The organism is Sporosarcina sp. FSL W7-1283 (genome assembly GCF_038003105.1).
GTDB lineage: Bacteria > Bacillota > Bacilli > Bacillales_A > Planococcaceae > Sporosarcina > Sporosarcina newyorkensis.
Genome location: NZ_JBBOOL010000001.1, coordinates 2,953,501 through 2,975,000, shown reverse-complemented (window position 1 = coordinate 2,975,000; position 21,500 = coordinate 2,953,501). Strand labels below are relative to the sequence as shown.

The following is a 21,500-nucleotide window of genomic DNA, read 5'->3' as shown; positions in this document are numbered from 1 at the left end:
ACGTATAGGGGCTGACGCCTGCCCGGTGCTGGAAGGTTAAGAGGAGGGGTTAGCGCAAGCGAAGCTCTGAATTGAAGCCCCAGTAAACGGCGGCCGTAACTATAACGGTCCTAAGGTAGCGAAATTCCTTGTCGGGTAAGTTCCGACCCGCACGAAAGGCGTAACGATCTGGGCACTGTCTCAACGAGAGACTCGGTGAAATTATAATATGCGTGAAGATGCGCATTACCCGCGACAGGACGGAAAGACCCCGTGGAGCTTTACTGTAGCCTGATATTGAATTCCGGTGCAGCCTGTACAGGATAGGTAGGAGCCTTGGATTCCGGAGCGCCAGCTTCGGAGGAGGCGTTGGTGGGATACTACCCTGGCTGTATTGGACTTCTAACCCATGCCCGTGATCCGGGCAGGAGACAGTGTCAGGTGGGCAGTTTGACTGGGGCGGTCGCCTCCTAAAGAGTAACGGAGGCGCCCAAAGGTTCCCTCAGAATGGTTGGACATCATTCGTAGAGTGCAAAGGCATAAGGGAGCTTGACTGCGAGACCTACAAGTCGAGCAGGGTCGAAAGACGGGCTTAGTGATCCGGTGGTTCCGCATGGAAGGGCCATCGCTCAACGGATAAAAGCTACCCCGGGGATAACAGGCTTATCTCCCCCAAGAGTCCACATCGACGGGGAGGTTTGGCACCTCGATGTCGGCTCGTCGCATCCTGGGGCTGTAGTCGGTCCCAAGGGTTGGGCTGTTCGCCCATTAAAGCGGCACGCGAGCTGGGTTCAGAACGTCGTGAGACAGTTCGGTCCCTATCCGTCGCGGGCGCAGGAAATTTGAGAAGAGCTGTCCTTAGTACGAGAGGACCGGGATGGACATACCGCTGGTGTACCAGTTGTCTTGCCAAAGGCATCGCTGGGTAGCTATGTATGGACGGGATAAATGCTGAAAGCATCTAAGCATGAAGCCCCCTTCAAGATGAGATTTCCCATTACGCAAGTAAGTAAGATCCCTCAAAGATGATGAGGTGGATAGGTCTGGGGTGGAAGCACGGCGACGTGTGCAGCTGACAGATACTAATCGATCGAGGACTTAACCTATTTTAAGAAGCACTACTTGATGTACACAATGTCTTTTATTCAGTTTTGAGTGAACAATTCAAAAGTTTTTCAAAAAACGTTTGACAAATCCGCTCAGTTTGGTATAATAATCATGGCTTTGAAAACAGTTCAGTGACGATGGCGAAGAGGTCACACCCGTTCCCATACCGAACACGGAAGTTAAGCTCTTCAGCGCTGATGGTAGTAGGGGGCTTCCCCCTGTGAGAGTAAGACGTCGCTGGTCTGTGAAAAATGCTGTAAACCTTGTGCCACATACCAATTATAATTATTCCGCAGTAGCTCAGTGGTAGAGCAATCGGCTGTTAACCGATCGGTCGTAAGTTCGAATCTTACCTGCGGAGCCAAAATTGGAGAGCTGTCCGAGTGGCCGAAGGAGCACGATTGGAAATCGTGTAGGCGGTTTGCGCTGCCTCAAGGGTTCAAATCCCTTGCTCTCCGCCAGTTTTCATACTTATACTTTATATGGCCCCTTGGTCAAGCGGTTAAGACACCGCCCTTTCACGGCGGTAACACGGGTTCGAATCCCGTAGGGGTCACCATTTCAAACATTGTATCTCCGATGAAATTGGGAGAAGCGAGCAGAACAAGGAAGCAATTGAGAGAAAGAAGGAGCGTACAATAGTACGTGACTGATTTACCCAGGAGGATTAGCTCAGCTGGGAGAGCACCTGCCTTACAAGCAGGGGGTCGGCGGTTCGAGCCCGTCATCCTCCACCATTTAATTTATAGTATTATCGCGGGGTGGAGCAGTGGTAGCTCGTTGGGCTCATAACCCAAAGGTCGCAGGTTCAAATCCTGCCCCCGCAACCAAGGTCCCGTGGTGTAGCGGTTAACATGCCTGCCTGTCACGCAGGAGATCGCGGGTTCGATTCCCGTCGGGACCGCCATTATCTTTTACATAGCTTTGTCTTAAGTTGTGATCTTAAACATAGCAAATGTGGCTCAGTAGCTCAGTCGGTAGAGCAAAGGACTGAAAATCCTTGTGTCGGCGGTTCGATTCCGTCCTGAGCCACCATTTATTATTAATATGCCGGTGTAGCTCAATTGGTAGAGCAACTGACTTGTAATCAGTAGGTTGAGGGTTCAAGTCCTTTCGCCGGCATCCTTACTGGTGGGGTAGCGAAGTGGCTAAACGCGGCGGACTGTAAATCCGCTCCCTCCGGGTTCGGCGGTTCGAATCCGTCCCCCACCACCATTTAGGGGCATAGTTCAACGGTAGAATAGAGGTCTCCAAAACCTTTGGTGTGGGTTCGATTCCTACTGCCCCTGTATTTTTGAAATTATTTTATGGCGGTCGTGGCGAAGTGGTTAACGCATCGGATTGTGGTTCCGACACTCGGGGGTTCGATTCCCCTCGTCCGCCCCATGCATAATTCCATCATTGTTGTACTATAATAAATACTATCATGGCGGTCGTGGCGAAGTGGTTAACGCATCGGATTGTGGTTCCGACATTCGGGGGTTCGATTCCCCTCGTCCGCCCCATTAGTGGGGTATAGCCAAGCGGTAAGGCAACGGACTTTGACTCCGTCATTCGTTGGTTCGAATCCAGCTACCCCAGTTGGTTTCGCGGAAGTAGTTCAGTGGTAGAATACGACCTTGCCAAGGTCGGGGTCGCGGGTTCGAATCCCGTCTTCCGCTCCACTATGTTGGCGGCATAGCCAAGCGGTAAGGCACGGGTCTGCAACACCCTTACCACCGGTTCGATTCCGGTTGCCGCCTCCAAATTTTATAAATTATTACTTATCATGCCCGAGTGGTGGAATGGCAGACACGTCGCACTCAAAATGCGATGCCGCGAGGCGTGCCGGTTCAAGTCCGGCCTCGGGTATCACCAAAAGAACACAGCCTTTGCTGTGTTCTTTTTTTGTTTTTAAAAATTAAAATTAACTAAAAGATGTAAGACAAGCAAAGGGATGCATCAAAGTGTTTTCAAACCGAATCAAACATAAACAACAAACAATTCCGTTCTAGAACGCACCAATACAGCCATAGACAGCAACTTGACTGGCCAGAATAAACATAGGAATTTTCCGTACGAAAAAGAGGCGCCCAAAAAGTCAAATGAAAATGACTTCTCAGACAGCCTCCATAGAGGAGAAACATGAATTTGTTTAGATGCATTTGTAAGGGTTCATTGCCGTTGCCATGGATGGTTATGGGTTATAGGTCAAAGTGTGAAAGGAAATGGGTCATCGGTTTAGACTAGTAAAGTTGTGTTTCTGTTTCTCGCTCCATGCTCCGGAAAGGAGTCTCACCTTTCCGAAGATCAGAAATAATTAGAACCATCAAATTCTAGGTTGATCGTATAATTTTTTGTGTTGATTCGGTTAGAGAGCTGGTGTGCTGTCTTTTCTGCCAGCTGTGCTTTTTGCCGATAAATTTCTGGGTCAAATAAAGCTACACGATAGACGGTAGTAGTTTCTGCATACCCGTATTGGAGCTCCTCTTTATTTGCCAATGATAATTCTTTATAAAAGGTTGCTTTTGCTCGTAGTTGGATTGCTAATTCAATCGCTTCTACCAAAGTGATCTGCTGTCCTTCGAAGTCTACGGAATGTGTACTGTTTGCCTTGTAGATGAGGAAGTCGAGCGTACGCTGATCTTTTCTTACTTGCTCCATTTCGTTTTCAACGTCATTTAAGGTTCTAGGAACAGGTGGTGGCGTAGTGCCTTTTTCCACAGTAATAAAAGCTACCCGGCGCGCTTCTGTTTCCAGTTCACGCAGTTGTTTGGATAGAATGCTCTTTAGTTTTATACCTTCTGCTAATGTGATGCTCATTATTTCACCCCGTTATCTATGTCGCAGGAGGAATTCTGCGCATTTAACACTGTACTAAAGTGATTCCCTCCATTTATACTGGTAAACATTTTTGCGCATGCTTCAGTCAGTTGTATAGCTTCTGTGCTATCTAATGAAGGACGAATAAAAAGCAGCTGCAGTATATTTATCGTTTCTTCTGTGACGGCAGTGCGAATAGAATCGACGTGAGGGCTGCCAAAAGGGCTGTAGTCGTCGGTTAAAAGAAGAAGTTTGTCAAAGGTGTTGAAATGGTTGTTCAAGCCTTCATAGCCATCCTCGGGAGTTCCAAGTGCCAACTGAATGTTTCCAGCTATCTTGTCTGAGTCGTAAATGACAGTAGGTATTTCATATTGCAATGAAAAGAATGTATTCAAATCTTCCGCGCTATGAAATGAGGGAGTATATTTTCTTGCCCTAATTTTTCTCATAAGCACTTCCATTGCCGAAGGATTGGTCAATGGATCAGAACCAAGTGTTCTCCAAATAGATTGCCATTCTGCCAAGCCCGGAAATTCGATTAACTCTTTATCGAGCAGTTCAAAATAGAGTTGTTCTTGAAATAATTGCAAACGACCTTTTAGCATCTGAGGTGATGCGGAGACAATTGTTTTGGTATAATGAATTATGCCTAATTTAAAATCAGGAATTTTAGTGAATATAGAAGGATGGATAGTAAGTTGCATCAGAATCACCCACATGTAATTTTACTCCATCTTATCATAAGGGAGGCGGGGAATGGTGAATGTCGCTCAGTTGCAGCAAGAGATACGTGAGTTTGCGGCGTCCATTGGAATAGACAAAATAGGTTTTACGACAGCTGCCCCGTTTGTGAAATTAAAAGATCGTCTGAAACAGCAACAAGAGCTAAACTATCAGTCGGGCTTTGAAGAGCCGGATGTGGAGAAACGTACGAAGCCGCTTTTATTGCTGGAGGGTGCGGAGAGTATTATCTCGATAGCTGTCGCCTATCCTTCGAAAATGGCTGACAGTCCTCGTGGTAAGAAAGGCGAGCGACGGGGGATGTTTTGCAGGGCTTCTTGGGGCGAGGATTACCATACGGTGTTGCGGGATAAGCTTGCGCAGTTGGAGCTATTCATCCTTACGAAGGTACCGGATGCCAGACTCCGTTCGATGGTCGATACGGGAGAGTTAGTGGATCGCGCAGTAGCGGAACGAGCAGGCATTGGCTGGTCGGCGAAAAATTGTTCTATCATTACGCCGGAGTTTGGGTCGTATGTCTATCTGGGTGAGATGATTACGAACTTGCCGTTTGCGCCTGACGAGGCTATAGAAGATCAGTGTCTGGATTGCACATTATGTTTGGATGCATGTCCTACAGGCGCGCTTATTCAGCCGGGTCAATTAAATGCTCAGCGTTGTATTGCTTTTTTGACACAGACGAAGCAGCCAGTGCCTGAAGAGTTCAGACAGAAGATAGGAAATCGTTTATATGGCTGTGATACGTGCCAAACGGTTTGTCCGAAGAATAAAGGGATGAATCATACGCATCAACCAGCCTTTACACCCGAGCCTGAACGTGTAAAACCTCTGTTATTGTCGCTCTTGTCATTGTCTAATCGGCAGTTTAAAGAGCAGTATGGACATATGTCGGGGTCATGGCGAGGCAAAAATCCAATTCAACGCAATGCGCTTATCGCATTAGCCCACTTTAAAGATGAGTCGGCTATTCCCGAACTAGGGAGATTGGTGAGAGAAGATGCTCGTCCAATGATCAGGGGGACAGCTGCTTGGGCACTCGGACGAATTGGTACCGACCCGGCTGAAGAAATATTGCAAAAAGTATCACAAATTGAACAAGACAAAGCGGTTATGGCAGAAATTAACAAAGCGATGAAACAGTTATCTAGTAACCAAAAGAAAGAAGTGTAAGAAATGACAATTCACGTAGCTTTATTCGAACCACAAATTCCAGCAAACACGGGAAATATCGCACGTACTTGCGCCGGGACAGATACAGCCCTCCATTTAATTCGCCCTTTAGGTTTTTCGACGGAAGATAAAATGCTGAAGCGAGCGGGCTTGGATTATTGGGAGCATGTGGACATTACGTATCATGATGGAATTCAAGAATTTTTGGATGCATATCCAGAAGGAGAGTTTTATTTCATTACGAAATTCGGAGAGACGAGTTATGATTCATTCGATTACTCGGATTCGGAAAAAGATATTTTCTTTATCTTTGGAAAGGAAACTACGGGGTTGCCGAAAGAGATTACTGCGAAATATAAAGAAAATTGTCTGCGCATCCCTATGAACGACGAACATATCCGTTCATTGAATCTGTCTAATACGGCAGCAATTTTAATCTATGAAGCCTTGAGACAACAGAAGTTTACTCATTTAACGTAAAAAAAGGGGACGGGCATATTGCCCGTCCCTTTTTATATACTTATCGTTTTGGTTGACCTGGCTTGTCTTCGTATCCACCTGTAAAGATGGCAGATAAAAACGCGAAACAGACAGCTGCAATTAATAATAGTCTCATGGTTTGTACCTCCTGTAAAATCAGTAGTCCTTCAAACAGTATACCGTAAAAGCAGAAAAAATGAAATGTTCTTCGTTATACTTTGTGACAGGTTCTCAACAATTATTAATGCGGCAGAAATATTAGCTGATAGGCGAACAAAACAGCGAAAATATAAAGCAACAAGGGAACTTGTCTACCTTGTCCTTTTGTCAATTTCAATAATGGATACGTAATGAAACCTAACGCAATTCCTGTAGCGATGCTGGATGTCAGAGGCATCGTCAAGATTACAAGGAACGCAGGAAATGCTTCATCAAATGAATCCCAGTCGATGTGTTTGACGGCGCTGATCATCAAGCTACCTACAATAATCAGGGCAGGGGCAGTGATGGCCGCGACGCCAGATACAGCACTGACGACAGGACTGAAGAACGCTGCCAATATAAATAGGAAGGCTACGGTCAACGTCGTCAACCCTGTACGGCCTCCTACGGCGACGCCGGAGGACGATTCTACGTAAGCTGACGTTGGACTCGTTCCAACCATTGCGCCGACTGAGGCGGCCAGTGAATCGGCAAGAAGCGCATGACGCGCACGCGGTAAAGATTTACCTTTCATCAAACCTGCCTGCTTGGCAACACCAATCATCGTTCCCGTTGTATCGAACAACGTAACGAGCAGGAAAGCGAAGACGACACCGTATAGTCCGTGTGAGATGACATCACCCATCGCTTGTATTGGGTTCCAGACGAGAATGCCTTCAGGCAGATGTGGCATTTTCATGAAACCTTCGAACTTTAATTGTTTCGTAAAGACGGCGACGATGCCAGTTGTAAACATTCCAATGAAAATCGCTCCGTAGACATTTAAGTTCATTAAGATAATTGTAACGATCAATCCAAAGAGTGTCAGAAGTACACCTGGAGAAGTCAGGTTTCCAAGTTGTACAATATTGGATTCATGCGGCGCGACCAACCCGGATAAACGCAGTCCTAAAAATGCGATGAACAGGCCGATGCCCGCCGTAATTCCATGTTTTAAATTCTCAGGAATAGATTCGATCAGCTTTTCCCGGAACGAAGTCATCGATAGTAAAAAGAAGATAAGACCCGCGATAAAGACGGCGGAAAAAGCAGTCAGATAATCGAGTTGACCATCAGAGCCGATGACCACAGAAGCAAAATAGGCGTTCAATCCCATCCCCGGAGCAATCGCTATCGGATAATTGGCGAACAAAGCCATCCATACTGTACCGATCACAGTAGCGATGATGGTTGCCAGAAATACTTGATCGAAAGGAACACCCGCATCTGCAAGGATGATCGGGTTGACGATGACAATATAAACCATGGTCAAAAATGTAGTCATTCCTGCCAATAATTCAGTTTTAACGGTTGTATTATTCTTTTTTAATTGAAACACTATACATTCTCCCCTTAAATGACGAACAAAAGTAAAGGCCATAGACCATATTATTCGTTTTAGCGACAGAAATCAACCCACTATATTGAAAAAGTTATTCGTAAATCAGTAAAAAAAACTGTACAATTGAACCAAGAGTAACCGAGGGAGGAATTTTCATGTCGACTATTTTTGAACATATGGTTTTATTGAGTAACGGCGTACAAATGCCGCAATTTGGTTTAGGTACGTATAAAATGACAGATTCAGAGGAAACAATGCAGGCAGTTGAGGAAGCGGTTTCATTAGGTTATCGTGCGATTGATACGGCTTCTATTTATCAGAACGAGAGGGAAGTGGGCGAAGCGATTCGGAATTCCGCTGTGCCGCGTGAAGACTTGTTCGTTACATCGAAAGTGTGGAACGATGAACAAGGGTATGATGAAACATTGCGCGCATTTGAGCGTTCTTTGACTGCACTGGATATGAATTACTTGGACTTATATTTGACACATTGGCCGGTTAGCGACAGCTATGTAGATACCTACCGTGCCATTGAGCGTTTATATGATGAGAAATTAATCCGAGCAACAGGGGTTTCGAATCATCATGAACATCATTTGAAAGAAATTTTTGCGGTCGCAAACATTCGGCCTATGATTAACCAAGTGGAATTGCATCCGATATTAACACAAGAACCACTTCGTCAATTTTGCAATGAACATCAAATCGCTGTCACTTCCTGGAGTCCGCTTGCTAGAGGCAGATTGCTGCAGGACCCAACATTATCGGCGATTGCTGCGCAACATGGCAAAACTGTCGCACAAGTGATCATCCGGTGGCATATTCAGCATGGCTTGATCGTAATCCCTAAATCGGTGACTGTAGAACGTATTAAAGAAAATAGTGAAGTAGCCGATTTTGAACTGACTAGCGAAGAAATGGCGATAATCGATGCAATGAACCGCGATGAAAGAACGGGAACGGATCCGGCCACATATTAATTGAACTGTATATGTTGAATTAAAGTTTTACATGAGTTCGTGCAGAAATCAAAGGGTTCTACGTTTTGCTTTGAGTGTATGTTATTTATTTCAGTTTATATATAGAAAATGGGGGAAATAAGATGGCGCTATTTCGACGAAAACCAGAACAACGCGTGGTCATTCAGGAAGATAATTTGAATCCTGTATCTGTTACAGATGATTTGCAAACCGAACAACACGAGCGCTATAAACAAGTAGAGACGGAATTGACTGCTGCAGTAGAGCAACATGAAAAAGTAAATGCCCAGCATAACGTATTAGGCGAAGCGGTTTCAGAAATAGAAAGCAGCTTTCATGTAATTCAAGATCTTAGTGAACAAACGACAGATGCTTCCAAGCAATTATATGACAATGGACGCTCATTGGAAGAGAAATCGATTTACATGGTAAAAGAGGCAGAGAACGGAGCCGAGGACGTTCGTTTAACGGCGCAAGTAATGAATGATTTAGGAAAGCATATGGAGATGTCGGAAGAAAGTATGACACAATTGAGTGATCGTTCTGTGGAAATTCAGTCGATTGTCGGCGTCATTGAGAATATTGCAGCCCAAACGAATTTATTGGCGCTTAATGCATCGATTGAAGCGGCGCGTGCGGGGGAATATGGAAAAGGGTTCTCTGTTGTTGCGCAGGAAGTGAGAAAACTTGCGGAAAGTACATCCAACAGCACAAAGGATATTCAGTCATTAACAAACTCCTTGAAAGATGAAATTCAGCAAGCATTGGAAGCTACCAAGAAAAGCTCAGTATTAATTGAGCAAGGGGTGGCGGTGAGTTTGCAGACTGCCTCAAAAATCGATCACATCTTGGAGACGGTTCAAGGAAGTCAAATCGATATCTCCTCAATTGAAAAAATGATTGCCGAGCAAAATAAATTATCAGCCCAAATGCAAGCAGAGCTCCAAAAGGCCAATTTGCTATTTACTTCTGCACATGAACTCATTGTGGAACATATTGAAGACGCGAAAGAAGTCGATAAGCGCCTGGAGAACGGCATACATCAATTATTAGTGAAATAGGAAAACCGCGAGAAAGCATGAATGCTTTCTCGCGGTTTTTTGTTTTATTCTGTTTCCAATACGATAGATTCCATCGTAATCGGATGTTCAAAAGCAATTTTTGACGCGGTCAATTTATAGGGACCTCTCGCAATCGTTTCACTGCCGTATAATTGATCACCGATGACCGGGTGACCTAAGTGGGCAAAGTGGACACGAATCTGGTGTGTGCGTCCGGTTTCTAGCTGAGCTTCAACAAGCGTGCTGTCAGGTCTGCGTTCCAGCACTTTGAAATGAGTTACCGCAGATTGTCCTGAAGGAGATACTCTGCGTCTCGTAGCATGGTAACGATCTTTACCAATCGGCATATTGATCGTACCACGCGGCTTTCGTAGCTGACCTTCCAGTTCTGCCGTATAGAAGCGGTCGATTCGATTCTGTTCCAACATTCGATCCAGCATTGTTTTGGCAATTGGATGCTTGGCGATTAGCAAAAGTCCTGCTGTGTGCTGATCGAGACGATGGATATGTTCTGCATAGCTGCCGCCTTTTGCATCGATATAACCCATTACTTCATTCATCAGCGTGCCTGTGCCAGGTGCGTGTTCGGGATGAACTGCGACTCCGGCTGGTTTATGGACTGCAAGCAGATGCTCGTCTTCCCAAATTACATTCAGCGAATCAAAAGGCTCCGGTTTATACGATGAATGGGCATCGGAAAAGCCGAAAATCAGTCGAGTGCCTTCAGGCAAAGGTTCTTTCCACTCCACAGGCTGACCATCCGCATATGTTACACTTTTATCCATACGCATTTGGTGAACCGTCTTTTTGCCGCCTTGCCATTGTTCTCTAAGCAACTGTTCAACAGTTTCACCGGGCTTGTTCGTCGTGTAATGAAAACTTGTCATCTATCTAATCTCCTTATTTGCTTTCGAATTCGTCGAAAAATGCCTTAATGTTTTCATCTGGTTGTGCTCCCGACATTCTGCCTTGCTCTTTACCGTCTTTGTAGTGAACGAGTGTCGGCCAACTTTCAACGCTATAACGACTTTTTGCCTGATCTTCAAATTCCAACATATTGTACTGATAAACATGCGCGTCATATTCATCCGCGATCGGCATCAGACGCGGTGTCATCTCCTGACAAAACGAGCATTCCGGACTGAAAAAATAGACCGTTGTTGGATCTCCGCTTTCGATCTTTTTGGCAACGTCATCTGGTAGGGCGATGTTTTGGTAGTTCTTATCTGACAATAGATCGATGGTCGATTGCTTCAAGTCATTTGTTCCATACGGATTATCCGCTAATTTCTTTTTATTGGATTGGTTATTGAGCACAACGATCAGAACGAAGATTACAACAATAATGCCGCCAATAGCTAATAGTTTTTTCATGTGTGTCACTCCTTTATTTGTTTTAACAATACGAGACTTGCGATGAAAATGATAGCGAAGGCTACGAGCGCCATCAATGGAATGGTTACAAAGCCGAAGTAATTAACGTATTGGCCCGTACACGAAACAGCGCCGCACGAAGGTGCACTTTCCTGCAGAAAGGCAAGTTTTTGAATACCATAATGGTAAAGAGAGATACAGCCTCCGATGAATGAAAAAGAAGCAGTCGTCCAAGCAATCTTACCATTTTTCTGAATCAATACCACCAAACCGATCAGGACGATAGGATACATGAAAATACGCTGTACCCAACAAAGTGTACAAGGGATATACCCTTTTATCTCTGAAAAGTACAGGGAACCTAGTGTAGCGGAAAGGGCTACAGCCCAGATGAATAGGAGCAGGTTTTCTTGTTTTTTTTGCATATATAATCTCTCCAGTTCTAATGAATACATACAATCCTTCATGACAAAAGCCTTCCCAAAGAGTGGGAAAGCTTCGAAATTATGGACTCATACTTTCATCGTTTACATTATTCACTTCCGCTGGCTGCTTTTTTGCTTCTAAGTAGATGATATGGTGCCCATCCACTTCCTTTACGGTGAATTCATAACCCTGTTCTATGATTTTTTCACCTTGTACCGCTTCAAAGCGCTGGTCCATGAACCAACCGCCGATCGTATCGATATCTTCTTCCAAGATCTCGATATTGAGTGCATCATTGACATTTTCGATTAGCATTTTAGCATCCAAGATGTAATGATCTGGACCAATTTTCTGCAATTCGGGCAGTTCGTCCAAGTCGAATTCATCACGGATTTCCCCCACAATTTCTTCTAAAATATCCTCGATGGTTACAAGGCCGGACGTCCCGCCATATTCATCCAACAGAACCGCCATATGAATTCGCTCACGTTGAATTTTTAACAATAAGTCACCAATTGGCATCGTTTCGATCACCCGGATAATGGGCTGCATATAATTAACGACAGATTTGTCCCCATTGCTCGGATCCTTAATGTACGCTGTCAATAGATGCTTCATATTAATTAATCCGATGACGTGGTCTTTGTCCCCATCCGTAATTGGATAGCGTGTGTACTGCTCCACGTCCATCAATTCGAAGACTTCGGATAACGTCATCTCTTTTTCCACTGTCATCATTTCGGTACGAGGCAGCATGATTTCTTTGGCAATCCGATCATCAAACTCGAAAATACGATTGACGTATTTATATTCAGCTTGATTAATTTCCCCGCTTCGTAAACTATCCGATAGGATGATCCGCAGTTCTTCTTCTGTATGCGCCACATCCAATTCGGAAATGGATTTGAAGCCAAGCAATCTTGTGACTAGCCGCGCCGATCCGTTCATCCCTTTAATAATAGGGTACATCAATTTGTAAAATAAATTCAAAGGTCCGGATAGACTCATAGACAACTCTTCAGCTTTATGCAAAGCGATCGTCTTAGGAGCAAGCTCACCAATGACCACATGGAGATAGGTCACGATGGCTAAGGCCGTGGCGAAAGAAAGAATCGTTTCAACTTTTGTGTCTAGAGCAAGGTAATCAAAGACAGGAGCCAGCATTAACTTAACTGTTGGTTCCCCAAGCATACCCAGGCCAAGCGCAGTGATCGTAATCCCTAGCTGACAGGCGGATAGATATTCATCTAAGTTATCGGCAATTTTTTTCGCAAGGACCGCGCGTTTGTTTCCTTCCACGATCAGCTGATCGAGACGCGATGACCGGACCTTCACGATTGCAAATTCACACGCGACGAAGAAAGCGGTGAGTGCGATCAAGGCAGCAAATGCTGCCAATCGTATGGCAATGTCCAAATAATGGCTTTGTGCTTAACCCAAATGAGGGAAAAGAACAAAGCGTACACCTCCTGTAATGTAAAGTTAGTTATCTTTTATAATAATTTATTTATAGAGAAAACACAATTCCTGCCACTTACATATCGTGAAAAGATAGAGTATGGTGTGCTGAATGGGGACGGCTGTAGAAAAAAGGAACCTCCTAAGTAGGAAGGTTCCACATCATTATTCGCCGTATTTCGGCTGAGTTTCTTTAAAGGCATTCTGCTCATTCGGAACACGACTTTGATCTTCAAAAACATTTTCTGTTTTCTGGTCCTGTACGTGCAGACGCTCTTTTTCAAACTGTTGTTTACCTTTTGACTTATCTTTCCCCATAACAGCACCTCCTCTAAGAGAAGGATGGTCAGTTACAGGAAAAATCATTCATAGACGTGAAAAGTCATGAGATCATGCACCATTTTCAAAACTTCTGTCTCGTTCGGCGGCGTGTCATTCTTCCAATTAACCGATCCGTCTTTATGGTAATCACCCGCATATTGTTTGTTTTGATAATAAAAAGAAATTGTCCAACCTGGCAAATCCGATCCTTCAAACATTTTTTTATAACTAAAATGCTGCAGCATATTGATCAACTCTTTCTAAATTAGTGATATCCTTGCCGTTCCTTTCATAAACTGGCCAAAAGGGAAGGAAAGGATGAGTGCGTGTTTGTTAACCAACTAAAAAGCGCCATCGAAGACGAATACAAGTCCTACTTTTATTATAAGTCCATGTACCAGCTGACGAACGATCCATTATGGCAGGAGTTCATTCGACATGCGTATGAAGACGAGAAAAGTCACTACGAAATGTTTCAACAGCTCTATTATATGATGACGGGAAAATTCGTACCAAATCCGAAAAAGCTGGCACCGTGCACGAACTTGAAGGAATGCGCAAAAAATGCGCTGGTTGATGAACTCGATGCCGTCGAACAGTATAAAGAAATGCTTCTGACAGTTCCGTTTGATCAAGCCTATGACCCTGTATTCATCGCAATGCATGATGAGATGGAGCATGCTATTCGGATGTCTACGATCTTTAATGGTACGAAATGAATCAAACTCCGAAGTCGTATGTTTTAAAGTATTGTGCGCTTTCAAGCATTCGAACACCATACCAGAACATTTCTCCGTCAATTAGCTGAATTGCGGAATCCGGCAGTAATTCTTGGAACTGGATTTGTTGTTTTTCTTTAAATGGGTAAGGCTCTGATGCCAATAAAACGAGATCAAGCTGAGCTTCTTTAAACTGCTCTTCTGTCACGACAGGATAGCGGTCATTCGAATCAGCAAAAGGTGTCACGAAGCCGATTCGCTGAAGCAGTGTATTGATGTATGTATCTTTTCCAGCTACCATATACGGCTTTTTCCAGATGACATAGGCAACACGAGCGGCAGGGAGTTTGGGCAGCGCAGTGAATGCTTGTTGGATATCAGAAACAAGTGATGCCGCTTCCTTCTGGCGATCTGTCAAATCACCCATATCTGTCATCATCCGATACGCATCGTCAATCGTTTGGACCTCGGCTACATACACTGGATAAAAGGCCGACAGTGTCTCGACCATCTCTTTCGTATTTTCTTCTTTCTCCATGATGATCAAATCAGGTTTTGCAGCATGAATCTTCTCAAGCTGTAGATCTTTTGTTCCTGCTACGGCCTGAACTTCTTTTGCTTTCTCGGGATAAATACAATAACGTGTTCGTCCGATGACCTCGTTTTCAAGACCAATCGCGAATAAAGTTTCGGTAATGCCGGGGCATAAAGAAATGATACGCTTCGGCGGAAACTCATACTCAACTGTGCGTCCTAAATGATCGATGATTTCTTTCTTCAATTAGTGGATGACCTCCTCGACATAATAGTTGAAGTAACAAACTTCTCTATAGAATCGTCCTACTTGCAACGTACCTGAAAGGTAGTCGATTGTAAAGTCAAAAATCCCCGCCTCGAATTCCTTTTCATTCAGCTGGTTTTTGTTATAATTGGAACGAAGACCAAGTGGAATAAGGTGAAACGATTGACTATAGTGCTAACTATTTTGTTCATGGCGTTTATCGGGGCATTGATTGGCGGAGTAACAAATCACTTAGCGATCAAGATGCTTTTCAGGCCGCATGAACCAAAATTTATTGGAAAAACCCGTTTGCCGTTTACGCCAGGCTTAATTCCTAAAAGACGCAATGAGTTGGCAACGCAGCTTGGAAAAACGGTGACGAATTATTTGCTGACACCGGATTTGTTCCGGAAAAAAATGTTGACACCTGCAATGAAAGAACGCGCCGAACTATTTGTTCAGGATAAAATGAACCAATACGTCTTGCAATCGGACAAGACGTTGAATGACTGGCTTGAGCTTGCAGGAGCATCTGAACTTCCGAATCAAGTGGAGGATAAACTGCTTGCTTTGATCGATCGTCAATTGGATGACATGAGATTAAGGGTGACGACAGGAACAGTGGAAGAAGTCGTGCCGTTGCGTTGGCAGCAGCAAGTAGAGGAGAAAATTCCGCTTGCGTCGGATTTTTTGTTGCAGCGTGCAGAACGTTTCATTGGTTCGGCAGAAGGAAGACAGACGTTCCAAAAAATGATTGACGACTTTCTCAATTCAAAAGGAACGTTTGGCGGAATGCTGAATATGTTTTTCGGTGAATCGGAATCTCTTGTCGGCAAGGTGCAACGAGAAGCGTTGCGTTTTGTTGGAGCGCCAGGAACGAAAGAGTTATTGGATAAGCTGATCTGGAAAGAATGGCGGAATATCCAGCAACAGCCGATGGAGCAATTGACTGCAGATTTTGATTTTAATAGTGTGTTCAGCTCGGTGAAGCGCTATGCACTTGACCAATTGGCACTGAGTGATCGATTGGATCACAGTCTAGCTCATTACTGGCCGAATGGAACTGCATGGACAGCCGAAAACGTCACGCCGAAAATTGTCGGATTTTTATTCGATCAGGCGGAGTTGCAATTGGAGCAGTCTTTGAAGAAGCTGAAACTGGATGAAATGGTGAAGGAACAGGTCGACACATTCCCTGTTGCTGTGCTGGAAGATCTAGTGCTCGGTATTTCACGTAGGGAATTTAAGATGATTACGGTTCTTGGCGCCTTACTTGGCGGCGTGATCGGAATCGTGCAAGGAATTATAGCTCTTACATTGAATGGATTTTAGGAGGAGATTTAAATGTCGATTAATATTTATGATGATATGAACAAATTGGAATCCACATTGCGCAAGACGGATGAGTATTTAGCGGTGAAATCTGCGATGGAGGACGTCAAGAGCGATGAGGAAGCTCGTGTTTTATTTGAAAGCTTCCGCGAGATCCAAATGAATTTGCAGCAAAAACAAATGGCAGGCGAGGAAATCGCAGGCGAAGAGCTGGAACATGCCCAGAAGACTGCCCAGCTGGCTCAGGAAAATCCGAAAATCATGACGATGCTAACAGCAGAGATGAAGCTAAGCGAATTGATTGAGGAAGTAAATCGTGTTGTACTGAAACCAGTGCAAGACTTGTATGAAAGCTTCAATTAATACTTTATCTTTATTCAGCAGAAGACTCCCACCTCTATAAGTGATGAGATGAATGCGATTCTATTACCTGTACAGCGGGTGTTCAAACGCCCGCTGAACTAAGATAATGCCTCTGGCGGATGTCATGGATTTTGTAGGGAGTTAATCGTGCACGCACGATTCAAAATTCAGATGCAATCACGCCAAGGTGTGATTGATTGGAAACCGGCCTCTGCCGGTTTTTTTCAACAGATGGAGAGTAGGAGAGAAACATGCAGCAACTAAATGTAAACGAACAGTTCCCGCAAGATTGGATCCGAATGTTCACCCATTTGGCCAATTTATTTTTTGAGCAATCGAAGATCGGGACAGAAACTGTAGACGAGGCAACCATCAACATACGATTTTTTGAGCAATTTGAAGAGAAATCTCCGAGCATATCAGCGCAATTGCAATGGAATGGCCAACGACATACCGCGCAATTTGCAGAAGATGCTTTAGAGACTGACGAAAAAGAGCTACTGCGCCAAAAGAAGAGAATGTATTCTCATGTCTTATTGGAGGTATTAGAACAAGCGACAGGTATGGTACAGGAATGGGGTGTTTTAACCGGTATCCGTCCCACCAAACTCTATCATATGTACCGACAGGAAGGAAAATCAGTCGAAGAAGCGCTGGCATTATTGAGGAATCGTCACCGAGTTTCGGCACGAAAGAGTGATCTGATTGCACAAATTGCAGATGTCCAGCTGAATGCGCTGCCTGATTTGTATTCGTTGAAGCAGGAAGTCAGTATTTACATCGGCATTCCATTCTGTCCAACAAAATGTGCCTATTGTACCTTTCCCGCTTATGCCATTCACCGGAAGAATGGGCGCGTAGAAAACTTCTTGGACGGTTTACATGAAGAGATGCGGGTCATCGGAAACTGGCTGAAGGAACATGATATCCGGATCACAACGATTTATTTTGGTGGCGGTACGCCGACATCGATCGAGGCAGATGAAATGGATGCACTCTATCAAACGATGGTTGACTCCTTTCCCCATATGGAGCAAGTGCGGGAAGTGACCGTGGAAGCGGGACGGCCTGATACGATCACCATTCCGAAACTCGAAGTACTGAAGAAGTGGGGGATCGACCGAATCAGTGTCAACCCACAATCCTATACAGATGAAACGTTGAAAGCAATCGGACGTCACCATAGTGTGCAGGAAACCATCGATAAGTATTGGCTATCTCGCGAGCAAGGCATGCGCAATATCAATATGGACTTAATCATCGGTCTGCCGAATGAAGGTCTCGCCGAGTTTGAGCATTCATTGGCGGAAACGGAGAAGATGCAGCCGGAATCATTGACGATTCATACGCTGTCTTTTAAAAGAGCTTCGGAAATGACACGTAATAAAGATAAGTATCAAGTGGCTGATCGCAAGACGGTTGGTCAGATGATGAAGCGTGGCGAAGAGTGGGCGAAAGACAACGGCTATATACCGTATTATTTGTATCGCCAGAAAAACATTTTAGGCAATCTTGAAAATGTCGGCTACTCCAAGCCGGGAGAAGAGAGTCTCTATAATATTTTAATTATGGAAGAAGCACAGACGATTATCGGTCTAGGTTGTGGAGCATCGAGTAAATTCATGGACCCTGCCACCGGTAAACTGACGCAATTTCATAATCCGAAAGAACCTGCAGCCTATATACTAGGATTTGAAGACGCCATCGATCGCAAAATAGCGTATTTAGATGGATTGTTTCCTTCTGCTGAATCCATAAAATAAGTTTCAATCCCCAGTCATAAAGTTGGCTGGGGAATTTTTGTGAGAAAATTATGCAAACGGTCAGAGGTTTGTGTATAATGGAGTGAATGAATGACCATTCACACAAAAGGGGGAATTGATTTTGGTAAAACAGATCGAAGTGGAAATCGAAGGTAGATTAGCAACTGTGACATTTAATCAGCCGGATGTCATGAATGCGATGGATGGCGAGATGATGAGGGAATTGGCGGATATCGTCGATGAACTGAAAGGGAAATCTTCTGTGCATGTTGTATTATTCCAAGGAGCAGGACGTGCGTTTTCAGCAGGTGGAAATGTTAAAGCGATGCTCGACCCAAGTGGACCGATGAAAATGGAGGATATTATGGTCGACTTGTCGAGATTGGCTCTGTCGATGTACAGCATGCCCCAAATCACGATTGCATCGGTCCATGGTGCAGCAGCGGGACTTGGTTGCAGTATAGCGATTGCCTGTGATGTAGTGATTGCGGAAGAATCGAGCAAAATCGCGATGAATTTCATTGGAATCGGTTTGGTACCGGATGGCGGAGGTCATTTCTTCCTGAAGGAACGAGTCGGCACAGCGAGAGCGAAGCAGCTGATTTGGTCGGGTGAAGTGTTAGATGGTAAACGGGCGATGCAAATCGGACTCATTGATCAAGTCGTTCCAGATGGGGAAGCGTGGAATACAGCAGGGCAGCGTGCCCAACAAATCTTGAATTCACCGACAGCTTCAATGGCGGTATCTAAACAAATTTTACATGCGGCCGGTGTGGCGGAGCTTGAAAGAATCGTGGAATTAGAAAGTAAAGCACAAGCAGCAATGCGAAAGACTTCCGATCACCGTGAAGGAATACAAGCATTCGTTGAGAAAAGAAAACCAAGTTTTACTGGGCAATAAAGAAGTGAACAAAAAATAGACGCGCAATTAGCTGCGCGTCTGAAATATAATGTATCCTTGGTGGATTTCAGAAATAGATTATTTATATTTAGCTGCTGTTTCTCGCCAAGAGAAATAGCCTTTTTCAATCGCTCGTAATAATAGTTCGGCTGAAGCTAAGTTTGTGGCTAACGGAATACCGTAGACATCACACAGTCGCAGCAAGGCACTGACGTCCGGTTCATGTGGCTGAGCTGTGAGCGGGTCGCGAAAGAATAAGATCAGATCTAGCTGCCCTGTAGCAATCATCGCCCCAATTTGCTGATCTCCGCCAAGCGGTCCAGACATGAGTCGACTTATTGAAAGCTCTGTTTCCTCCATGATACGTGTACCTGTTGTACCAGTAGCATAGAGATCATGTTTAGCAAATATTTGTTCATAAGCAATTGCGAAGTTTACCAATTCAGACTTTTTTTCATCATGGGCAATTAACGCGATGTTCAAACCAGTCACTTCCTTCTACGAATTATTGACGAAGATAGCGTATCATAAACAGCGCGAAAAATCTCGCTTTTCTGAGAGCGAAGAAAAAAGAAAAATTGGAAGATAGATTTAGTGGGTAGAAAACAATTAATATTAAATGAACAGATTTACATTAAATGTAAATTAAAGTTTTTTAATTATTGTTTCCCGGGAAATAATATCGATTTTAATCAATAGAAACTAGCTGTTTAAGAAGTCATTTCAACTGATTTCTTGGACAGCTTTTGTTTGTCTTGAGGGAAGTTTTATGTCCCTCTTCTAGCGCTAATAGTTTTTCTGCGCTACTGTTTTAACATAGTACTGTTAAGAAGAAAACGCGGACTGAAAGGGTTTTGAGTCTCTGTATAGAACTAACGTTCCTGACGAAGGACTTGACGTGTTTAGTAGTCTCCACTATCTGAATCCGAAAGAAAAGGTTGTCCCGGAAAGACATCCCGTCTTTTCGGACAACCTCTTTTTTATACGTGGAATAGTAATAGTTTGCCGCGCGGTGATGCAAGGCGGTGTGTGCGTTCCGATAAATCTTTTTCAGTGAGCAGTTGGCGTCCTTGCTCCTTTGCGGCCTCATCATTTTCCGCTGTGAATGATTCTTCTGTAATCAAAGTGCCGTTTTTCTCGTATGCAGTCAATTTGTAGGTTTTCATTTAATCTCCTCCATATGCTTTTATTCAGTATACTATGAATTTATCGAAATGAATAGCGATTCATTTTATATTTTTTATGTAAAGTGTGTTTGACATTACATTGGAGGTAAAGTAAACTTTACGTAAAGGTTGCTTTACTTCTTGTGCGGAATGGCAGATAAAAGGAGGATATCAGTGAATAACTATATCAAAGCTAGAAGGTTGGAAATGAGGTGGACGCAAGATGTGCTGGCAGAAAAATTGGACGTCTCTAGGCAGACGATCATTTCATTAGAAAAAGGGAAGTATAATCCGTCTCTGATATTAGCTTTCAAAATCGCTGCATTATTTGATTGTCGTATTGAGGACATTTTTATTTATGAGGAGGAATAAGTATGTACGATGGATTTAATACTTGGTCTTTTCTGCTGGGATTGCCGCTTGGCTTGGTCATTGCCGGAATTGTATGGTTCATCAATTGGAGAATAGGAAAAAAACAACGTCGTTATGATGAACGATACCGGAATATCCATAGGCAAGCACGATCTTATTCATGGCTTGCTACCACTGGGGCAATTTTGATTGGTTGGATGGTTGCCATGCTGTTGGAGGGACCAGGTATAGCTTTCTTCATTTTAACTGCTATTTGGGTTATTCATATGACGTCCTATGGAGTTGGAGCGGCCATAGCGAATAGTAAAAATTAATTTAGAGGGGGATTTTATATGTTACCATCTAGCTCTGGACTCTTAGGTTTTTTAATGGGGTTTGGCACTGTGTTAGCAATTGCAGTGTATCTGCGCCGGAAAGGAAAAAACAACGTCTCTTTGATGAACGCTATGAAAAAGTCCATGCTAAAGCTAGAACGATTTCTTGGGGGATAACGATAATTGTATTGGCTGCGATGTGGCTTGGAGCTTTGTTATATGAGGGAATTCAGCTTGCCTTTATTTTACTTTCCGTGGCATATGGAATCATGTTGATATCTTATGGAATCGCAAGCTTAGTGATAGATAAAAGAGAATAGTGAAACAATTTGTTGGTAGAATCCGTA

General features: G+C 44.0%; 25 protein-coding genes, 16 tRNA genes and 2 rRNA genes (1 of these 43 running past the window's edge). 31 read left to right on the top strand and 12 right to left on the bottom strand.

From position 1 onward, the window contains the following. From MKY93_RS15660 to MKY93_RS15575, 18 genes are all read left to right on the top strand, one after another. Window positions 1-1,085: ribosomal RNA gene (locus MKY93_RS15660) — 23S ribosomal RNA — on the top strand (it extends 1,841 nt beyond the left edge of the window). Window positions 1,086-1,213: 128 nt separating this feature from the next. Further along, window positions 1,214-1,329: ribosomal RNA gene (gene rrf, locus MKY93_RS15655) — 5S ribosomal RNA — on the top strand. 46 nt (window positions 1,330-1,375) lie between these two features. Beyond that, window positions 1,376-1,450 (top strand) — tRNA-Asn (locus MKY93_RS15650). 5 nt (window positions 1,451-1,455) lie between these two features. Next, window positions 1,456-1,547, top strand: a tRNA-Ser gene (locus MKY93_RS15645). A gap of 23 nt (window positions 1,548-1,570) precedes the next feature. Further along, window positions 1,571-1,645, top strand: a tRNA-Glu gene (locus tag MKY93_RS15640). Between the two features lie 102 nt (window positions 1,646-1,747). Then, window positions 1,748-1,823, top strand: a tRNA-Val gene (locus tag MKY93_RS15635). 18 nt (window positions 1,824-1,841) lie between these two features. Then, a tRNA-Met gene (locus MKY93_RS15630) sits at window positions 1,842-1,916 on the top strand. A 1-nt stretch (window position 1,917) separates the two neighbouring features. Then, a tRNA-Asp gene (locus MKY93_RS15625) sits at window positions 1,918-1,993 on the top strand. Window positions 1,994-2,045: 52 nt separating this feature from the next. Next, window positions 2,046-2,121 (top strand) — tRNA-Phe (locus MKY93_RS15620). 14 nt (window positions 2,122-2,135) lie between these two features. Beyond that, window positions 2,136-2,208 (top strand) — tRNA-Thr (locus MKY93_RS15615). 8 nt (window positions 2,209-2,216) lie between these two features. Next, window positions 2,217-2,301 (top strand) — tRNA-Tyr (locus tag MKY93_RS15610). Between the two features lie 3 nt (window positions 2,302-2,304). Further along, window positions 2,305-2,375: transfer RNA gene (locus MKY93_RS15605), tRNA-Trp, on the top strand. Between the two features lie 21 nt (window positions 2,376-2,396). Continuing rightward, window positions 2,397-2,472, top strand: a tRNA-His gene (locus MKY93_RS15600). Window positions 2,473-2,515: 43 nt separating this feature from the next. Then, a tRNA-His gene (locus MKY93_RS15595) sits at window positions 2,516-2,591 on the top strand. Between the two features lie 4 nt (window positions 2,592-2,595). Beyond that, window positions 2,596-2,667, top strand: a tRNA-Gln gene (locus MKY93_RS15590). An 8-nt stretch (window positions 2,668-2,675) separates the two neighbouring features. Beyond that, window positions 2,676-2,750: transfer RNA gene (locus tag MKY93_RS15585), tRNA-Gly, on the top strand. A 7-nt stretch (window positions 2,751-2,757) separates the two neighbouring features. Next, window positions 2,758-2,831: transfer RNA gene (locus tag MKY93_RS15580), tRNA-Cys, on the top strand. Between the two features lie 25 nt (window positions 2,832-2,856). Next, window positions 2,857-2,937: transfer RNA gene (locus tag MKY93_RS15575), tRNA-Leu, on the top strand. A gap of 438 nt (window positions 2,938-3,375) precedes the next feature. Here MKY93_RS15575 and MKY93_RS15570 read toward each other — a convergent pair. Continuing rightward, the gene (locus MKY93_RS15570) at window positions 3,376-3,888 is read right to left on the bottom strand and encodes a DIP1984 family protein (RefSeq protein WP_340760065.1); all 513 of its coding nucleotides are present in this window, start codon (window positions 3,886-3,888) and stop codon (window positions 3,376-3,378) included. After that, the gene (locus tag MKY93_RS15565; RefSeq protein ID WP_340760064.1) at window positions 3,888-4,607 is read right to left on the bottom strand and encodes a B3/B4 domain-containing protein; all 720 of its coding nucleotides are present in this window, start codon (window positions 4,605-4,607) and stop codon (window positions 3,888-3,890) included. Before MKY93_RS15565 ends, MKY93_RS15570 begins: the two co-directional genes overlap by 1 nt. A 37-nt stretch (window positions 4,608-4,644) precedes the next feature. On the opposite strand from MKY93_RS15565, the gene queG reads away from it, so the two are divergent. Together queG and trmL are read left to right on the top strand one after the other, a co-directional pair. Further along, window positions 4,645-5,799, top strand: a complete 1,155-nt coding sequence (gene queG, locus MKY93_RS15560; RefSeq protein ID WP_445683493.1) for a tRNA epoxyqueuosine(34) reductase QueG — start codon at window positions 4,645-4,647, stop codon at window positions 5,797-5,799. Between the two features lie 3 nt (window positions 5,800-5,802). Further along, window positions 5,803-6,279 (top strand): tRNA (uridine(34)/cytosine(34)/5-carboxymethylaminomethyluridine(34)-2'-O)-methyltransferase TrmL, encoded by a 477-nt coding sequence (gene trmL, locus MKY93_RS15555; protein ID WP_340760062.1) that lies wholly within the window; start codon window positions 5,803-5,805, stop codon window positions 6,277-6,279. Window positions 6,280-6,520: 241 nt separating this feature from the next. On the opposite strand, the gene MKY93_RS15550 is transcribed toward trmL, so the two are convergent. Beyond that, entirely contained in the window at window positions 6,521-7,819 is a 1,299-nt protein-coding gene (locus tag MKY93_RS15550; protein WP_040759548.1) for an NCS2 family permease, read from the bottom strand. A 158-nt stretch (window positions 7,820-7,977) separates the two neighbouring features. Here MKY93_RS15550 and MKY93_RS15545 point away from each other — a divergent pair, with 158 nt between their 5' ends. Together MKY93_RS15545 and MKY93_RS15540 are read left to right on the top strand one after the other, a co-directional pair. Next, entirely contained in the window at window positions 7,978-8,802 is an 825-nt protein-coding gene (locus MKY93_RS15545) for an aldo/keto reductase (RefSeq protein WP_340760060.1), read from the top strand. Between the two features lie 122 nt (window positions 8,803-8,924). Beyond that, window positions 8,925-9,863, top strand: a complete 939-nt coding sequence (locus MKY93_RS15540) for a methyl-accepting chemotaxis protein (RefSeq protein WP_078817872.1) — start codon at window positions 8,925-8,927, stop codon at window positions 9,861-9,863. Between the two features lie 44 nt (window positions 9,864-9,907). Here the strand turns inward: MKY93_RS15540 and MKY93_RS15535 are convergent, their stop codons facing one another. The 6 genes from MKY93_RS15535 to MKY93_RS15510 form a co-directional block, all read right to left on the bottom strand. Continuing rightward, window positions 9,908-10,750 (bottom strand): RluA family pseudouridine synthase, encoded by an 843-nt coding sequence (locus tag MKY93_RS15535; protein WP_340760057.1) that lies wholly within the window; start codon window positions 10,748-10,750, stop codon window positions 9,908-9,910. A gap of 13 nt (window positions 10,751-10,763) precedes the next feature. Then, window positions 10,764-11,237, bottom strand: a complete 474-nt coding sequence (locus tag MKY93_RS15530; RefSeq protein ID WP_340760055.1) for a thioredoxin family protein — start codon at window positions 11,235-11,237, stop codon at window positions 10,764-10,766. A 5-nt stretch (window positions 11,238-11,242) separates the two neighbouring features. Beyond that, the gene (locus MKY93_RS15525; protein WP_340760053.1) at window positions 11,243-11,662 is read right to left on the bottom strand and encodes a disulfide oxidoreductase; all 420 of its coding nucleotides are present in this window, start codon (window positions 11,660-11,662) and stop codon (window positions 11,243-11,245) included. A gap of 79 nt (window positions 11,663-11,741) precedes the next feature. Further along, window positions 11,742-13,061 carry a hemolysin family protein gene (locus tag MKY93_RS15520; RefSeq protein ID WP_340760051.1) on the bottom strand — a complete coding sequence of 440 codons (1,320 nt, stop codon included), beginning with the start codon at window positions 13,059-13,061 and terminating at the stop codon, window positions 11,742-11,744. Window positions 13,062-13,286: 225 nt separating this feature from the next. Next, complete coding sequence (locus tag MKY93_RS15515; RefSeq protein ID WP_171805929.1) at window positions 13,287-13,439, bottom strand: hypothetical protein; 153 nt, start codon at window positions 13,437-13,439, stop codon at window positions 13,287-13,289. Window positions 13,440-13,483: 44 nt separating this feature from the next. Beyond that, window positions 13,484-13,687: a YheE family protein gene (locus tag MKY93_RS15510; RefSeq protein WP_078817876.1), complete on the bottom strand. Its 204-nt coding sequence runs from the start codon at window positions 13,685-13,687 to the stop codon at window positions 13,484-13,486. 81 nt (window positions 13,688-13,768) lie between these two features. Here MKY93_RS15510 and MKY93_RS15505 point away from each other — a divergent pair, with 81 nt between their 5' ends. Beyond that, on the top strand, window positions 13,769-14,161 hold the full coding sequence (locus MKY93_RS15505; protein WP_078817877.1) for a ferritin-like domain-containing protein: 393 nt from the start codon (window positions 13,769-13,771) through the stop codon (window positions 14,159-14,161). A gap of 1 nt (window position 14,162) precedes the next feature. Here MKY93_RS15505 and MKY93_RS15500 read toward each other — a convergent pair whose 3' ends face one another. After that, window positions 14,163-14,942 (bottom strand): ABC transporter substrate-binding protein, encoded by a 780-nt coding sequence (locus MKY93_RS15500; protein ID WP_340760047.1) that lies wholly within the window; start codon window positions 14,940-14,942, stop codon window positions 14,163-14,165. Between the two features lie 174 nt (window positions 14,943-15,116). Between MKY93_RS15500 and MKY93_RS15495 the strand changes: the two genes are divergently transcribed. The 4 genes from MKY93_RS15495 (at window position 15,117) to MKY93_RS15480 (ending at window position 19,301) form a co-directional block, all read left to right on the top strand. Continuing rightward, the gene (locus MKY93_RS15495) at window positions 15,117-16,274 is read left to right on the top strand and encodes a DUF445 domain-containing protein (protein ID WP_340760045.1); all 1,158 of its coding nucleotides are present in this window, start codon (window positions 15,117-15,119) and stop codon (window positions 16,272-16,274) included. A 12-nt stretch (window positions 16,275-16,286) separates the two neighbouring features. Further along, entirely contained in the window at window positions 16,287-16,637 is a 351-nt protein-coding gene (locus tag MKY93_RS15490; protein ID WP_078817880.1) for a YlbF family regulator, read from the top strand. A gap of 251 nt (window positions 16,638-16,888) precedes the next feature. Beyond that, on the top strand, window positions 16,889-18,400 hold the full coding sequence (locus tag MKY93_RS15485) for a coproporphyrinogen III oxidase (RefSeq protein WP_340760043.1): 1,512 nt from the start codon (window positions 16,889-16,891) through the stop codon (window positions 18,398-18,400). A gap of 115 nt (window positions 18,401-18,515) precedes the next feature. Further along, window positions 18,516-19,301: an enoyl-CoA hydratase gene (locus MKY93_RS15480; protein ID WP_340760041.1), complete on the top strand. Its 786-nt coding sequence runs from the start codon at window positions 18,516-18,518 to the stop codon at window positions 19,299-19,301. A 78-nt stretch (window positions 19,302-19,379) separates the two neighbouring features. On the opposite strand, the gene mgsA is transcribed toward MKY93_RS15480, so the two are convergent. Both mgsA and MKY93_RS15470 read right to left on the bottom strand, forming a co-directional pair. After that, window positions 19,380-19,784: a methylglyoxal synthase gene (gene mgsA / locus MKY93_RS15475; RefSeq protein ID WP_040759538.1), complete on the bottom strand. Its 405-nt coding sequence runs from the start codon at window positions 19,782-19,784 to the stop codon at window positions 19,380-19,382. Window positions 19,785-20,281: 497 nt separating this feature from the next. Then, window positions 20,282-20,467 carry a YhzD family protein gene (locus tag MKY93_RS15470; RefSeq protein ID WP_340760038.1) on the bottom strand — a complete coding sequence of 62 codons (186 nt, stop codon included), beginning with the start codon at window positions 20,465-20,467 and terminating at the stop codon, window positions 20,282-20,284. Window positions 20,468-20,617: 150 nt separating this feature from the next. On the opposite strand from MKY93_RS15470, the gene MKY93_RS15465 reads away from it, so the two are divergent. The 4 genes from MKY93_RS15465 to MKY93_RS20460 are packed head-to-tail and all read left to right on the top strand — an operon-like array spanning window position 20,618 to window position 21,473. Continuing rightward, window positions 20,618-20,839, top strand: coding sequence for a helix-turn-helix transcriptional regulator (locus MKY93_RS15465; protein ID WP_445683511.1), 222 nt, complete (start codon window positions 20,618-20,620; stop codon window positions 20,837-20,839). Window positions 20,840-20,841: 2 nt separating this feature from the next. Then, complete coding sequence (locus MKY93_RS15460; RefSeq protein ID WP_340760036.1) at window positions 20,842-21,153, top strand: hypothetical protein; 312 nt, start codon at window positions 20,842-20,844, stop codon at window positions 21,151-21,153. Between the two features lie 18 nt (window positions 21,154-21,171). Then, on the top strand, window positions 21,172-21,330 hold the full coding sequence (locus tag MKY93_RS15455) for a hypothetical protein (protein WP_176132556.1): 159 nt from the start codon (window positions 21,172-21,174) through the stop codon (window positions 21,328-21,330). Continuing rightward, window positions 21,315-21,473 carry a hypothetical protein gene (locus MKY93_RS20460; RefSeq protein WP_425441350.1) on the top strand — a complete coding sequence of 53 codons (159 nt, stop codon included), beginning with the start codon at window positions 21,315-21,317 and terminating at the stop codon, window positions 21,471-21,473. Before MKY93_RS15455 ends, MKY93_RS20460 begins: the two co-directional genes overlap by 16 nt. The last annotated feature ends 27 nt before the right edge of the window (window positions 21,474-21,500 follow it).

What these genes read in the sequence shown, in the direction of transcription:
- MKY93_RS15525 (WP_340760053.1), bottom strand. Translation starts at nt 11,662, where the DNA reads ATGCAAAAAAAACAAGAAAACCTGCTCCTATTCATCTGGGCTGTAGCC.
- MKY93_RS15530 (WP_340760055.1), bottom strand. Translation starts at nt 11,237, where the DNA reads ATGAAAAAACTATTAGCTATTGGCGGCATTATTGTTGTAATCTTCGTT.
- MKY93_RS15455 (WP_176132556.1), top strand. Translation starts at nt 21,172, where the DNA reads ATGTTACCATCTAGCTCTGGACTCTTAGGTTTTTTAATGGGGTTTGGC.
- MKY93_RS15460 (WP_340760036.1), top strand. Translation starts at nt 20,842, where the DNA reads ATGTACGATGGATTTAATACTTGGTCTTTTCTGCTGGGATTGCCGCTT.
- MKY93_RS15510 (WP_078817876.1), bottom strand. Translation starts at nt 13,687, where the DNA reads ATGCTGCAGCATTTTAGTTATAAAAAAATGTTTGAAGGATCGGATTTG.
- MKY93_RS15470 (WP_340760038.1), bottom strand. Translation starts at nt 20,467, where the DNA reads ATGAAAACCTACAAATTGACTGCATACGAGAAAAACGGCACTTTGATT.
- MKY93_RS15515 (WP_171805929.1), bottom strand. Translation starts at nt 13,439, where the DNA reads ATGGGGAAAGATAAGTCAAAAGGTAAACAACAGTTTGAAAAAGAGCGT.
- trmL (WP_340760062.1), top strand. Translation starts at nt 5,803, where the DNA reads ATGACAATTCACGTAGCTTTATTCGAACCACAAATTCCAGCAAACACG.
- MKY93_RS15465 (WP_445683511.1), top strand. Translation starts at nt 20,618, where the DNA reads ATGGCAGATAAAAGGAGGATATCAGTGAATAACTATATCAAAGCTAGA.
- MKY93_RS15490 (WP_078817880.1), top strand. Translation starts at nt 16,287, where the DNA reads ATGTCGATTAATATTTATGATGATATGAACAAATTGGAATCCACATTG.
- MKY93_RS15565 (WP_340760064.1), bottom strand. Translation starts at nt 4,607, where the DNA reads ATGTGGGTGATTCTGATGCAACTTACTATCCATCCTTCTATATTCACT.
- MKY93_RS15485 (WP_340760043.1), top strand. Translation starts at nt 16,889, where the DNA reads ATGCAGCAACTAAATGTAAACGAACAGTTCCCGCAAGATTGGATCCGA.
- queG (WP_445683493.1), top strand. Translation starts at nt 4,645, where the DNA reads ATGGTGAATGTCGCTCAGTTGCAGCAAGAGATACGTGAGTTTGCGGCG.
- MKY93_RS15535 (WP_340760057.1), bottom strand. Translation starts at nt 10,750, where the DNA reads ATGACAAGTTTTCATTACACGACGAACAAGCCCGGTGAAACTGTTGAA.
- MKY93_RS15540 (WP_078817872.1), top strand. Translation starts at nt 8,925, where the DNA reads ATGGCGCTATTTCGACGAAAACCAGAACAACGCGTGGTCATTCAGGAA.
- MKY93_RS15545 (WP_340760060.1), top strand. Translation starts at nt 7,978, where the DNA reads ATGTCGACTATTTTTGAACATATGGTTTTATTGAGTAACGGCGTACAA.
- MKY93_RS15570 (WP_340760065.1), bottom strand. Translation starts at nt 3,888, where the DNA reads ATGAGCATCACATTAGCAGAAGGTATAAAACTAAAGAGCATTCTATCC.